The organism is Burkholderia sp. Bp9015, assembly GCF_003853505.1.
GTDB lineage: Bacteria > Pseudomonadota > Gammaproteobacteria > Burkholderiales > Burkholderiaceae > Burkholderia.
Genome location: NZ_QTPZ01000002.1, coordinates 233,783 through 247,286 on the forward strand (window position 1 = coordinate 233,783; position 13,504 = coordinate 247,286).

11 protein-coding genes are annotated in these 13,504 nt (G+C 67.3%); 5 read left to right on the top strand and 6 right to left on the bottom strand.

Going from position 1 to position 13,504, the window contains the following annotated elements; genetic code table 11:
* Positions 1-231: 231 nt before the first annotated feature.
* Together DIE12_RS03440 and DIE12_RS03445 are read left to right on the top strand one after the other, a co-directional pair.
* A complete protein-coding gene (locus DIE12_RS03440; RefSeq protein ID WP_124519832.1) occupies positions 232-2,616 on the top strand; it encodes a molybdopterin cofactor-binding domain-containing protein in 2,385 nt (794 codons plus the stop codon).
* On the top strand, positions 2,544-3,002 hold the full coding sequence (locus tag DIE12_RS03445; RefSeq protein WP_044848690.1) for a (2Fe-2S)-binding protein: 459 nt from the start codon (positions 2,544-2,546) through the stop codon (positions 3,000-3,002). The genes DIE12_RS03440 and DIE12_RS03445 overlap by 73 nt, the downstream gene beginning before the upstream one ends.
* 17 nt (positions 3,003-3,019) lie before the next feature.
* Here the strand turns inward: DIE12_RS03445 and DIE12_RS03450 are convergent, their stop codons facing one another.
* The gene (locus DIE12_RS03450) at positions 3,020-5,143 is read right to left on the bottom strand and encodes a serine/threonine protein kinase (protein WP_124519831.1); all 2,124 of its coding nucleotides are present in this window, start codon (positions 5,141-5,143) and stop codon (positions 3,020-3,022) included.
* A 448-nt stretch (positions 5,144-5,591) separates the two neighbouring features.
* Between DIE12_RS03450 and DIE12_RS03455 the strand changes: the two genes are divergently transcribed.
* Positions 5,592-5,810: a hypothetical protein gene (locus tag DIE12_RS03455; RefSeq protein WP_124485927.1), complete on the top strand. Its 219-nt coding sequence runs from the start codon at positions 5,592-5,594 to the stop codon at positions 5,808-5,810.
* Positions 5,811-5,839: 29 nt separating this feature from the next.
* On the opposite strand, the gene DIE12_RS03460 is transcribed toward DIE12_RS03455, so the two are convergent.
* Both DIE12_RS03460 and DIE12_RS03465 read right to left on the bottom strand, forming a co-directional pair.
* Positions 5,840-6,082 carry a hypothetical protein gene (locus DIE12_RS03460; protein WP_044846567.1) on the bottom strand — a complete coding sequence of 81 codons (243 nt, stop codon included), beginning with the start codon at positions 6,080-6,082 and terminating at the stop codon, positions 5,840-5,842.
* Positions 6,083-6,124: 42 nt separating this feature from the next.
* The gene (locus tag DIE12_RS03465) at positions 6,125-6,646 is read right to left on the bottom strand and encodes a lecithin retinol acyltransferase family protein (protein ID WP_124519830.1); all 522 of its coding nucleotides are present in this window, start codon (positions 6,644-6,646) and stop codon (positions 6,125-6,127) included.
* Positions 6,647-7,127: 481 nt separating this feature from the next.
* Here DIE12_RS03465 and DIE12_RS03470 point away from each other — a divergent pair, with 481 nt between their 5' ends.
* Positions 7,128-7,412 (top strand): hypothetical protein, encoded by a 285-nt coding sequence (locus DIE12_RS03470; protein ID WP_044846565.1) that lies wholly within the window; start codon positions 7,128-7,130, stop codon positions 7,410-7,412.
* Between the two features lie 84 nt (positions 7,413-7,496).
* Positions 7,497-8,267, top strand: coding sequence for a PP2C family serine/threonine-protein phosphatase (locus DIE12_RS03475; protein ID WP_124519829.1), 771 nt, complete (start codon positions 7,497-7,499; stop codon positions 8,265-8,267).
* A 15-nt stretch (positions 8,268-8,282) separates the two neighbouring features.
* Here DIE12_RS03475 and DIE12_RS03480 read toward each other — a convergent pair whose 3' ends face one another.
* From DIE12_RS03480 to DIE12_RS03490, 3 genes are read right to left on the bottom strand one after another with little or no spacing between them, the layout of a single operon-like run.
* On the bottom strand, positions 8,283-9,611 hold the full coding sequence (locus tag DIE12_RS03480; protein ID WP_124519828.1) for a sigma-54-dependent Fis family transcriptional regulator: 1,329 nt from the start codon (positions 9,609-9,611) through the stop codon (positions 8,283-8,285).
* Positions 9,608-12,679: a peptidase domain-containing ABC transporter gene (locus DIE12_RS03485; RefSeq protein ID WP_124519827.1), complete on the bottom strand. Its 3,072-nt coding sequence runs from the start codon at positions 12,677-12,679 to the stop codon at positions 9,608-9,610. Before DIE12_RS03485 ends, DIE12_RS03480 begins: the two co-directional genes overlap by 4 nt.
* A gap of 18 nt (positions 12,680-12,697) precedes the next feature.
* The gene (locus DIE12_RS03490) at positions 12,698-13,450 is read right to left on the bottom strand and encodes a peptidylprolyl isomerase (RefSeq protein ID WP_044846561.1); all 753 of its coding nucleotides are present in this window, start codon (positions 13,448-13,450) and stop codon (positions 12,698-12,700) included.
* Positions 13,451-13,504: the final 54 nt, after the last annotated feature.

The following is a 13,504-nucleotide window of genomic DNA, read 5'->3' on the forward strand; positions in this document are numbered from 1 at the left end:
GCGTCCCGGAACCCCACGCATGTCGATCCGGTCGCTGCAGGCCGCCTCTTCAGCGCTTGTTTCAAACGAACCTCACATTCAGGTTCTCGGTTGCCGAGATCAGTGACTAATATAGGTGATTGCAGCTGTAATGAAATGTCGGATTGTGTTCGAAACATTGAATGCCGGAGGCGCGTGGCGTGATTCGCCGGCGGCGCCGTGACTCGATCAACACATGTCGGCGGCCACCTCATGTTGACGCGCAGAACCTTCGTGCTGGGCAGTGCGGGCGTGGCGGGCACGCTGGTGATCGGCTGGGCGTGGTGGCGCCGCGACGACCGGCTGGCCATACCCGCGCAGCTGGCGATGTCGCGCGTCGATGTGCCGCTGAACGGCTGGGTGATGATCAGTTCCGCTAACGACGTGACGATCGTCATGAGCAAATCCGAAATGGGCCAGGGGATACATACCGGCGCGGCCATGTTGCTGGCCGAAGAGCTGGATGCGGACTGGTCGCGGGTGCGCATCGTCATGTCCCCGCTCGACACGATCTACAAGGACCGCGAATCACTGGCCGACGGCCTGCCGTTTCGTCCCGATGACGACAGCCTGCTCGCGCGCGGCGCGGCGGCCGTGGTGCGCCACGGCGCACGCTATCTGGGTTCGATGGTGACGGGCGGATCGACGAGCATGATCGATCTGTGGGGGCCCATGCGCGAAGCGGGCGCCACGGCCCGCATCATGTTGCGCAGCGCCGCGGCGCAGCTTTGGCAGGTGCCCGTCGCCGAATGCGAGACGAAAGCCGGCGCGGTGCTGCATCGGTCGGGGCGCTCGGCGACGTACGGCGAACTTGTCGAGCGCGCGCGGGACGTGCCGCGCCCGGCACATGTCGCTCTGAAGGACCCGAAGACTTTCATGCTGGTCGGGAAACGGCTGGGCCGCATCGAGGCGCACGCGAAGCTCGACGGCAGCGCGCGCTATGGCATCGACGTGCTTCCGGACAAGCTCCTGTATGCGAGCGTCACGATGTGCCCGACGCTCGGCGGAACGGTGCTGGCCGTCGACCGGTCCACGGTCGGCGGCCTGAAGGGCGTGACCGGTGTCTTCACGATCGCGCCATACCACGGCGGAACGGGAGGCGTTGCCGTCATTGCCGACAATCCCTTCATCGCCATGCGGACGTTGTGCGGGTTGCCGGTCACATGGGATCACGGGCCGGCTGCGGGCGTGAATACCGCGGACGTCCGCGCGGCATTGACGCGCGCCCTCGACGGCGACGACGGGCGCCACGTGTTCTACGCCGCCGGCGACGCCGATGCAGCGCTGGGCCACGCGAAGCCGTTCGTCGCGCAGTACGAAGTGCCGTACCTGGCTCACGGGCCGCTGGAACCGATGAATTGCACGGTGCGGGTCGACGACGACGCGGCAACGATCTGGTGCGGCACGCAGGTTCCGATGGTGGCACGCCGGGCAGTCGCGGCGCTGCTGGGCCTGGACGAAGACAAGGTGGTCGTGAACCAGCAATTGATCGGCGGGGCCTTCGGCAGGCGGCTCGAAGTCGACTTCATCACGCAGGCGGCCGCCATCGCGCTTCATGCGAAGGGGCGGCCCGTCCAGACGATCTGGTCGCGCCCGCAGGACATGACGCACGACTTCTACCGCCCGGCCTGCGTGGCGAGATACAGCGGCGCCGTCGATGCGAGCGGCAGGCTGGTTGCCTGGAAAGGCGTGTCGGCGAGCCAGTCGATCAGCGCGCAGGCAATGCCGCGCACCTTCGGCATGCCGGGCCTCGCCGCGAAATGGCTGCCCGACGCCACCACGGCGGAAGGCGCATTCGACCTGCCCTATGAATGCGCGAACATTCTCGTCCAGCACAATACGGTGACGCTCCCGGTTCCGGTTGGCTATTGGCGCTCCGTCGGACACTCGCATCAGGCATTCTTCGTCGAGAGCTTCATCGACGAGATGGCGGCGCTGGCTCGCAAGGACCCGATCCAGTTTCGGCTCGACATGCTGAAGCAGCCGGCGCACCAGCGCCACGTGGCCGTGTTGCGGGCGCTCGTCGCGCTATCCGGCTGGCGTTCGCCGCTGGCGTGGCGCGACGAGACCGGCGCGCGGCGCGCACGCGGCGTCGCGATGCACGAATCGTTCGGCAGCGTGGTCGCGCAAGTCGCCGAAGTCCGGCAAGACGGTGACGGCTTTCGCGTGACGCGCGTGTTCTGCGTGATCGACTGCGGGCTGGCCGTGAATCCGAACCTGATCGAGCAGCAGATGGAGAGCGGGATCATCTTCGGATTGTCGGCCGCGCTGGAGCAGGCGATCACGATCGAGAACGGGCAAGTCGCGCAGCAGTATTTCGACAGCTATCCGCTGGTCAACATGGAGACTTGCCCCGAGATCGTCACGCAAGTCCTGGCCGGCGGGACCGAGCCGCACGGCGTCGGCGAAGCGGGCACGCCGCCGATCGCGGCGGCCGTGGCGAATGCGCTGTATGCGCTCACGGGTGTGCGTCATCGCACCCTGCCGCTCATCAAGCCGAGCCCGCCCGGGCAAGGAGACGACCGATGGTGTCAGTCCGTATCAACGGGGAAACCGCTGACCTCGATACCGAGCCCGACACGCCGCTGCTCTGGGTGATTCGGTGCGAACGGAAGCTGACCGGCACGAAGTTCGGCTGCGGTGTCGGCGTCTGCGGTGCGTGCACGGTGCTCCTGAACGATCAGGCCGTGCCCGCCTGCCAGTTGCCGGTCGGTACGCTGAACGGCGCGCGCATCACCACCATCGAAGGGCTGGACGGCGTCGAAGCGCGGGCGCTGAAGAACGCGTGGATTGCCGTCGACGTCGTGCAATGCGGCTATTGCCAGAGCGCCCAGCTGATTGCCGCCACCGCGCTGCTGATGCGCTGCCCTCGTCCCGACGACCACCAGATCGACGAAGCCATGAAGAACATCGCATGCCGGTGCGGCACGTTTCCCCGCATCCGCCGCGCCATTCACCAGGCGGCGCAAGCGCTGGGCCGCTGACCGGCGCATCGGCCCGCTCAGTGGCCGTTGGCATGCGTCGTGATCTGGATGAAATCGGCGGCAATGCGCCCCTCGCCGTATTTGGCCTCGAACAGCTTCAATTGCCGCCCGATTGCCGCGAGATAGGCGGCGCGCGGCTCGGATGAAGGCCGTAATCCGTCGAACAGCGGCGCGGGCGTGACGAGGAGCACGATCATCTCGGTGCCGAACGGCGGCCCGATCACCCACTCGCCCATGCTGCCGATCGTCGCGGCGTAATTCGGCGGCGCCTGGTTGTCGCGTTCGCGGCTGCTCGGCACGAGATGCACGACGCTCCCGTTCAGCACGTAGTAATCGACGTTCACATACGACTCGTAAGCGAGTGTCGTGATGTCGATGACCAGCGGGCTGCCTTCCGCGAGATGCGCGTCCGGCGCTCGCGTACGGAGCGACGCGGCGTGTGACGATGCCTGATTCGATCGCCAGTACGGCGCCAGCGCGCTCACGACCTCGCAATCGCGGGCGTCGACGGGACGCACGTCGAGCTTGGCCGCCTGCCCGCCCGCCAGACCGCCGAGTGCACTGCGCACGCGGCCGATGCCGACACCGGCTTCCGTATAACCGCGCACCTGCAGCACGCGATCCTGCACCGACGCAACCAGCGCCGAACACGGTACGCGCGCCAGCGCAGCCGTCACGGCCGCCAGCGAGATCGCCGGTGCGGGTGTCGGTGCCGGTGCCGGTGCTGCTGGCGGCGGCGCGCTGGCAGCAGCGGGCACGGCGTTCGCGGCGGCCGCCGGCGCGCTGCCGGCACCGGCGCTCGCCGTCGCGCCATTCCCGCCGCCCGCAGTCGCGTGCGCAACCGTATCCGTTGCGGAGCGCCCGTCACCGCTGCGCGAAAGCGCCTGGTAGCCGTACCAGAGCACGGCGACCGCCGCCGCCGTGCAAGCGCCCACGGCCACCCCCACGCGTACGCCCGATGCCCGGGCGGGCGGCTTGAGCACGCCCATGCCTTCCAGGAACTGGTTGACGCTGGGCGTGCGCGCCGCGCGGTCGAACGACAACGCGGCGCTCAAGGTTCGCCATTGCGTGCGATCGAGACCGGGATGACGCTCGGGCCGCAAGTGGTCGTGACGCGCCTGGGTGGCCGACAGCCGATTGAACGGATGGTGCCCGGTCAGCAATTCGTAGGTGACGCAGGCGAGCGCGTAAACGTCGTCGCGCGGATCCGGCTCGAGATGCTCGAACATCTCCGGGCTCGCATAGGCCGGCGTGATGCCGCCGAGGCTCGCCGGGTCGAACACGGTCACGTCGGGATCCTCGTCGCGCCGCTGGAATGCGCGCGCAATCCCGAAGTCGATCACCTTCACCTCACCGCGGTCGGTCAGGAACACGTTGGCGGGCTTGAAATCGCAGTGAACGAAGCCGCGCTCGTGCGCGTAGGCGAGCGCCTGGCCCATGCCGGCGATGATCGGCAACGCGGCATCGAGCGGCATGCCCTTGAAGTCCGGCGCGCGCAGCACCTTGCTGAGCGGCCGGCCCGACAGATACTCCATCGTGAGGTAGACGAGCGGACCGTCGCGATCGAAGTCGTAGACGGTGACGATGTTGCGATGGGCGAGCGTCTGCGCCTTGCGGGCCTCACGCTGAAGCGCGATCAGCGAGGTCGGCTGGCCGCGAAACTGCACATTGAGCACCTTGATCGCGATATGCGGCTTGCGATCCGACGCCTCCAGCTTGCGCAGGTCGAGCGCCTTGTACACGGTACCCATGCCGCCGACGCCCAGGCACTCCTCCAGCACGAAGCGCCCGTTCAGCGTATCGCCGATGCCTTTCACGCGCTCGCCGTCGACGGACAGTGCGTCACCCGACGGCCCGGGCGCGATGCCCGGACGCGCGTCCGGCCGAAGCGGGCTCTCCTGGATCCGGGTCGCGTCGCCCGCGGATGCCGTTCTGTCGCGACACCGCTCGAGTCGTTTCAGCACTTCCGCATAGATATCGTCCGACAACGGCTGCGTGGTTTGCGTCTGGTCGAGCACTTCGCGCAACCGCGCGCAATCGACCTGATCGGTCGCCAGCACACGGTCGATCTCCGAGAAGAACGCTTCCTGCGACAGCGTCCCACTCTGGAATGTCTGAATCAGCTGCGCAAAGCTCATCATTCGTATGCCGTCTACTCAGCTTCAGCTTGCCGACCCGCTTCGGCGTTCCGCGGCGCCGCCAGGGCAAGGACCGTCCACGACGTACCCGTGCAGCGCGACATGTCGTTGATGCACCGGACACCATCGAACCTGCGCACGCTGCCACGTCATCATCAGACGAATTCGGTTGCGCGCCGCACCGGCCGCAGGCCTTCTGACAGGACGTCTAACAAATCATACTAGTCTGCGGTCACGCCCTGTGCAATCGGTGCCGGAACTAGAATTCACGTCGATCGATCGCGAACCGGCTTCAGGTTTTTCGCCGTCCACGCGCGCCCGCGCTGCCCGGTCGATTTTCCAGCGCGCGCGGTCGTGCGGCGAACCTATACTGGACAGATTCCCGGTACGTCGGCACATCGCGCGATGCTGCATGGCTGCCCCTCTTCCATCCGATTTCGCGGAGTCAACCATGGGCGTGCTCGTCATCAACGATCTTCCCGAAAGCGTCGACCTCGACCGCCAGGCGATGGCCGCCATCAGCGGTGGCGCGCGGGTCCGTGCGCATCAGACGATGCTCGCGCCGCAGCCTTTCCCCTATCTGCACACCGACGCCCGCGGGGCTGCGTTGAAGCATGCACCGGCGGCCGAAACGGTGGCGTCCCCGGCGCGCCCGACCCTGTTGCGCTGACGGCACACCACCCGGCCGCGCACGCACGGTCAGGCCGCCTGCGACATCATCGCGGGCCGCCGATCGGCCGGCGGGAACACGCACCACGAGCCGTCGTCGTGACGAAAGAAGAAGATCGCGATCGTGCCGGCCGGATGCACGGCCTCGACGCAGACGAAGCGCCGCCGTTGCGCGGGCAGGCGGCTGAAGCGCACGATGCGCGCCGGCACGCGCGCGCTTGGCGCGAGCCACTTGTCGACCTGCATGCGCAGCGAGGATTCGGTTCCGTTCATTTGAGCCCCCTGATGACGATGTCGAACGCGCCGGGACGTCGCTCATGCGGCGGCGATGGCGGCCGCGGCGCCTCGTCCGCCCGCGCGCCGCGCCGCGAGCAGCGCGCGGCAGACGGACAGCGCGAACCGGACGGCCGTCCGCGGATGCATGACGCAGGTGCGAACCTGCTCGCTGTGGCCCGTCCCTTCCACGCACCACGTGCAGAAGTGCTCGCAGTTGTTCGTGAGCAGGCGATAGCGGTTTTCGCCCAGACGCGAACGCGCGCGCAGCACTGCGGTGCGTCCCGCATAGGCGGCGTACGGATGCGGCACGACGCGCACCGCGTGACCGGCGGCGAAGCGTTCGAGCGAGACTTCCTCGATCGGGCCGCGATGCAGCGACGTGCACAGCCCCGCGTAGTGGACGACGCGCCCGTCGCCGACGTAGATGCCGTGATGGCTGTAGGCGCCGCGATCGGAAACCAGGTGCGCGCCGAGCGGCAGTGCATCGACGCCGCCGGACAGCGAAGCTGCCTGCGCGCTTGCGTCCGCAATGCTGTTCACTGGTTGAAGGTCGCGTTCCATGACGGGCTCCGTCTGCAGGTTGGCGGCCGCCCGTGTTGCTCATGGGTCAGCCGGTTGCCAACTAACCTGCATCAAGCGTGCCACTCTTCGCGGCGCCCGCCGTGCAAGGCCTGGCGGGAAGCGCCCGGCGAACCGCGCACCGCGCTGTCGCCGCGCGGCCAACCGTTTGCCGGGGATTTTGTTGGTGCGGCAGCACCAGTCGGCGCGCCCGACCGCCGTCTGCATGTGCCGGAGCACGTGTCGGTTTCGCGACCACGTTCGTGGCCCCGACTGTTGGCTCGCGTACAACCATTGCGGGACGAGGCCGCGACGCACGAGGATGCAAGCAACGCGTGTCGATCGCGCCTTGCCTTGCCGCGCGTGGCGCCCGGGCGGATCGACGCCCGCGCCGGGCCACGCACGCGGGTCGTGTCACGCATGGCACGAGGTTTGCACGTATCGGGTACCCGGTTCGTCGGCAAGCCCCATTCGGAGACGCATCATGACCACGCTCGCAATTACCGACCTTCACATGCAGCGCGACATCGACCGCAAGACGATGTCGTTCATCCGCGGCGCAGGCGCGCCGTGGGTATTCGGCTGGATCCAGCCCTACACGCCGCCGGCGCCTGCGTTCGGGCCGGTCGTCAACCTCTATCAGACGTACAACACGTTCTACGCGAACCAGGTTCTCAACCAGATCCAGAACATCGACGTCGCGAACTCGGCGCCTGGCGCGAACATCGTGGTCGGGGTCGGCGCGGACGGCAGGAACCGGCTCGTCTAGCGCCGGTTTCAAGCCGGCCGGCAACGCGCGTTCACAAGCCCTGATCGGCATGAACCCGCCCTGAACGAAAAGGAATGGCGCGCCGTGAGCGCAGAACTGCAATGGACTTCGGCGTCACGCACCGACGTGGGCCGGGTTCGCGAGATCAACGAAGACGATTGCCTCGCGTTGCCGCACCGTGGCCTGTGGGCCGTTGCGGACGGCATGGGCGGACATTCGGCCGGCGACCTCGCGAGCCGGATGATCGTGCAGGCGCTGGATCGGCTGGCCGCCTCGGCCACGCTGGCGGACTTCATCGCGGCGGCGCGTACCGCGCTCGATGCCGTCAACGCGCAATTGCGCGAATCGGCCGCCCGGCGCGGCGTGCGCATGATCGGCAGCACGGTGGCGGTGCTGCTCGCGAGCGGCCGCCAATGCGGCTGGCTGTGGGCCGGCGACAGCCGGATCTACCTGTACCGCGACGCGCGCCTGACGCAGCTCACGCTCGATCACAGCCACGTCGCGGAACTGCAGGCGCAGGGCCACCTGAGCGCACAGCAGGCGCGCCATCACCCGTCGCAGCACGTGATCACGCGCGCGGTCGGCGCCGCCGAGCAGCTGCATCTCGACGAACGACGCATCGACGTATGCGACGGCGACATGTTTCTGCTGTGCAGCGACGGCCTGAGCAACGAGCTCGACGAAGCCGACATCTCGGCCGCCCTCGCCTGCGGCGACTGCGCGCGCGCAACAGACGAGCTCGTCGCCCTCGCGTTGCGCGCGGGCGGCCGGGACAACGTCACCGCGGTCGTGATCCGCGCGTCCGATCCCGATGCGTCGGACCGGACGCTCGCCAATCCTTCCGTGCAACGCTGAACGATCACGCGACGCCTACGCGTCCTTGTCGGGCGTCACGGGGTCCTGATGACGGAACGCTTTCGAACGGATGCCGTGCTTCTTGAGCAGCATCTGCAGGTGCGACCGGTTCATCTCGCAACGGCGCGCCAGTTCGGCCACGGTGCCGCCGGTCTCCTGCAACCCGCGTTCGAGAAACGCACGCTCCGCCTCGTCGCTTGCCGCACGCTTCGCGTCGCTGAGCGACATCGGCCTGCCTGACGCGCCGTCGTCGGTCGCGCGAACGGCGGCCGACCCGGTTTTCGGCCGGATGTCCTCGGGCAGGTGCTCGATATCCGCGACCTCGCCGGCGAGGCACGACAGACGGTAGACGAGGTTGCGCAGTTCGCGGATGTTGCCCGGATACGCGTACGTCAGCAGGAAGTCGCGCAGCTTCGGCGTCGTTTTCAGGGGCCTGCGCTTCAGTGCACCTGCCGCCTCGTCGCCGAAGTAGGCGAGCAAGAGCGGGATTTCGTCGCGACGCTCGCGCAGCGCGGGCAAGGTCAGATGAATGACGCTCAGGCGATAGAACAGGTCCTCGCGAAAGAGCCCCTGCTCGCTCAATTGCCGCAAGTTCTTGTTGGTGGCCGCGACGATGCGCGTGTCGACGCTGATCGGCTCGTCCGAGCCGACCCGCTGGATCTCGTGCGATTCCAGCACGCGCAGCAGCTTGACCTGGCCCGACAGCGGCAATTCGCCGATTTCGTCGAGGAAGATCGTGCCGGTGTGCGCGCTCTCGAACTTGCCCTTGCGATCGTTCGACGCGCCGGTAAACGCGCCGCGCCGGTGCCCGAACAGCTCGGATTCGAGCAGGTTGTCGGGAATCGCGCCGCAGTTCACCGAGATGTAGGGCCGGTCGGCGCGCGCCCCGTTCGCGTGGATGACTTTCGCCATCAGCTCCTTGCCGGTCCCGCTCTCGCCGTCGATCAGCACCGGCAGATCGGTCGGCGCGGCCTTCTCGGCGATTTCGAGCGCGGCGAGCAGCTTCGGGTTGTCGCCGAAAATGCCCTCGAAGATGAAGCTGCGCTCGATCAGCGCCTGCCGCCGTCGTTGCACCGCGGGCGCGGGCGCCTCCGGCGCGTCGGCCGAATCGGCTGCGTCGGGCGCCTGCGGCGCGGCCACGGCGGCCTCGACGAAGCGCTCCTTGCGCGACATCTGCATGACTTCGTCGCGCAGCACGTTCGCCTGATTGAGCAGCTTCTCGATGTCGACACGCTCGAGCTTGGGCGCCCAGCGCAGCATCGAGCGCAGGATCTCGATCTTCTCGAGCAGGCCGGCATACGAGACCGCGGAGTTGCCGAATCCGTGCGGGTCGAAGAGTTTCATGATGCGCCCAGCTGTTTCTGCACGAGCTGGTAATACATGCCCTGAAGGGCGACCAGCTCGTCGTGCGAGCCCTGTTCGACGATCGCGCCTTCGTACAGCACGAGGATCTTGTCGGCCCGCATGATGGTGCTGAGCCGGTGCGCGATGATCACCGCCGTGCGCCCTTGCAGGATCTCGTGCATGTTCGCGAGGATGTTGCTCTCCGACTGCGTGTCGAGCGACGACGTCGCCTCGTCGAACACGAGCAGGCGCGGGTCGTGATACAGCGCGCGCGCGATGCAGAGCCGCTGGATCTGGCCGCCCGACAGGCCCACGCCGCGCTCGCCCACAACTTGCTCGTAGCCGAGCGGCAATTTGCTGATGAAGGCGTGCGCGTCGGCCATCCGGGCGACCTCCTCCATGCGGCGCCAGTCGGGGCTCGTGTCGCCGCAGGCGATGTTCTCGGCAATCGAGCCGGAAAACACCAGGTTGGACTGCATCACATAGCCGATCTGCTGGCGGTAGTACGCCTTGTCGATCGCGCTCATGTCGTATCCGTCGACCACGATCTTGCCGTCCGTGGGCGCATAGAATCCCACCAGCAGCTTCGCCAGCGTGGTCTTCCCCGAACCGCTGCGCCCGACGATGGCCACCATCTCGCCGCGCTTGATCGTGCAGTTGATGTTCTCGAGCACGTAAGGCGTTTCGTTGCCGCCGTAGCGGAAATACACGCCCTCGAAGCCGATGTCGCCCTGCAGGTCGGGCAGCAGCACGCGCGAGGCCAGTCCGGACGGCTGCTGCTCGGGCTCGAGGTCGAGGACGTCGCCGAGCCGTTCCATCGCCACCGCCGCGTCGTTCATCAGGCTCCACATGCCGACGAGCCCCATCAGCGGCGCCAGCACGCTGCCCATGAACGCATTGAAGGCGATCAGTTGCCCGATGCTGAGTTCATGGGCGAGCACGAGGTTCGCACCGACCCACAGGATCACGATGGTGGTCGCCGCATTCAGCAACTGGCTGCCCAGCGCCACCAGGATGTTGAATGCCTGCGCGCGGTACTGGACGTCGAGCGCCTTCGCATACTTGCGCTCCCACTTCAGCCGTACCGAGCGCTCGATGCCCATGCCCTTCACGGTCTCGACGCCGCCGAGCGTCTCCATCAGCAGCGACTTCGCATCGGTGGACGCGGCGAACACCTCGCGCGCATAGCCTTTCAGCTTCGGCGTCGCGAGCGCCGTGAGCGCCATGATCGGGATCACGAACGCGATCAGCACCAGCGTCATCTTCACGTTGTAGAGGAACATGATCGTGAAGTAGATGAAGATCATCAGCAGATTGAGCGCGGTGGTCACGGTGGACTCCGTCAGGAACGCACGGATCGTCTGGTTCTCCTGGAAGCGCGCGAACACGTCCCCGCTCTTGCGGCGCGCGAAGAACGAATACGGCAGCGACATCGTGTGTTTGTAGAACTGCGACATCATCGCGAAGTCAAGACTGCGCACCATGAAGTTGGAGAGATGCGCGCGGATCGTGGTCATCAATTGCGTGAACACGTGCGAAACGACGAGCCCGGCGATCAGCAGGTGCAGCAGGCTCACGTTCTGGTGCACGACGACCCCGTCGAGGATGTTCTGGATGATGAGCGGCGGTATGACGCCCAGCATCTGGATCACGAACGTCGCGAGGAACAGGTGCGCGAGGATCTTCCGGTAAGGGCGCAGATAGCCGATGAAGCGCACCCAGGGCGAGCGTGACTCGACCGGCGCCGCGGCCGGCCCGCTCGCGGTAAACAGCAGGCAGGTGCCGCTCCAGCCGCGCTCGAACGCCTCGACGCTCAGCTTCCTGAAGCCGAGCGCCGGATCGGCGATCCGCACCCACGACTTCGACACGCCGTACACGACGACGTAGTGGTAGCCCTCCCAGTGCACGATGAACGGCAGGTCGAACCCGAGCAGCGCCTCGTACGTGCACTGCACGCCGCGCGTCGCGAAGCCGACCGCCTCGCCGGTGCGCGCGAGACTGTCGAGCGTCGCGCCCTGGGTCGTCACGTTCGCCAGATCGCGCAGCTTGCCGAGCGTCATCGCGACGCCGTAGTGACGGCAGATCATCGCGAGGCACGCGGCCCCGCAATCCATTTCCTCCGCCTGCTCGACCAGCACGAAACGCTTGATCATGCGCTCGCCGAACGCGGCGTCGGCGCCGATGTCGATCTGCAGCGGATGGCGGCGCCGTTCGGCGAGCTTCTTCTGCCGCTGGAGCTCCTGGTCGACGAAGCGGATGCGCTCCTCGAGCACCTCGCGCAATTTCGGGTTGCGCTCGAGCATGAAGTGCACGGTCTTTTCCGGAATGACGAGCAGGCGCGTGTCGGTGACGGCGGTGACGGTCGCCGCCTGCTCCTGCCGCAGCAGGCACGCGCGCTCGCCGAATATCTCGCCCGCGCCGAGCGTCGCGAGCGGATAGTCGTTGCCGTCCTCGCGGCACGAGACGCTGACCTCGCCCTGGCGCACGACGTACAGCCGCAGGTCGCCGCCCGGGCCCTGCCGGACGATCTCCTTGCCGGCCGGCACGCGCTTCACGCCGACGCTCGACACGTATTCCTCGAGCTCGGCGCGCGTCAGCTTGCCGCGCAGGTCGAACAGCCGCGTCACGAAACCGCCGGCCGAGCTGATCGCGACATAGCTCGTCACGAACGCCTGCGCGGCCGGATTGTCGCGCACGATCGGCTCGATCGCGCTGCGCGGGATGCACAGCACCTCGGTCTTCGTCGACGCGCGCACCGACACCTCGTGCCAGTACTCGCGCAGCATCGCCATTTCACCGAACACCTCGCGTTCCTTGCGCACGCCGACGCTGGTTTCCTTGCCGCGCTCGTCGGCGATCAGGCGCACGGACCCGCTGCGCAGCACATACAGGCCCTCGGCGAGGTCGCCGCGATTGCAGACGGTGTCGCCGAACCCATAGGTGCGCACCTGCGCTTGGGCGGCCATGCGATCGAGTTCGTCGTGCGAGAAGAGCGACAGCGGCTCCACCGACGCGAGAAACGCCGCGAGCGACGGGGTGCTGGCCGGGGCGGGGGCTTGTGCGTCCATCGATGCGGTTCTCCGTGATCAGCGTGCCTCGATGATGTGTTCCTGCGCGCGCTCGGCGAGCCACTCCTCGCGCAGCAGGCGGCGCACCTCCGACGCGACGTCGGCGTCGAGCGCGGCCGGGTGTTTCGCGGTCACCGAGAAGATCTCGAAGAACGCGCCGTCCGGCGCCGCGAACGGCCCGAGCAGGTCGCCCACGTGCGCGTTGAACACCTTGGCCTCGATATCCGTCTTCAGCGAGCCGCGCAGCACCTTGCCGATCACGCCGCCGCGCTCGCTCGTGTCGGCGATCGAATGCTCGCGCGCCATGTCGCCGAAGCAGCTCGGGTCGTCCTCGAGGATCGCCATCATCTCGCGCGCCTTGCCTTCCGAATCGAGCACGATGTGGCTGACCTCGATGCTGTCGAACTTCGGCGAATTGAGCTTGAAGTACGCGTCGACGGCCGCATCGCTGCACACCGTGTCGAGCGTCTTTTCCTGGTACAGCGTATCGGTGATGAATCGCTCGAACTCGTCGAGACTGACGCCGAACACGTCCAGGTAGCGGTTCATGTCCGCGGCGCGGTGCAGCCCGCGCACGCGGCGAAACTGGTCGGCACGCTCCTGGATTTCTTCCGGCGTGACCTGCATGCCCATCTTCCTTGCCGCGATCACCGTCAGCCGGTCGCGAACCTGCTGTTCGACGAGGCCCTCGAACTGCCCGCTGAGCTTCAGCACGCGGATGAAGTCGTCGGTGCCGATCACCTCGTCGTCGATACGCACTATTGCCGTCATCTCGTTCCCCTTGATCCCTGTCAGCGGCGGTTCGCCCTGATGCGCCGCCGGTGC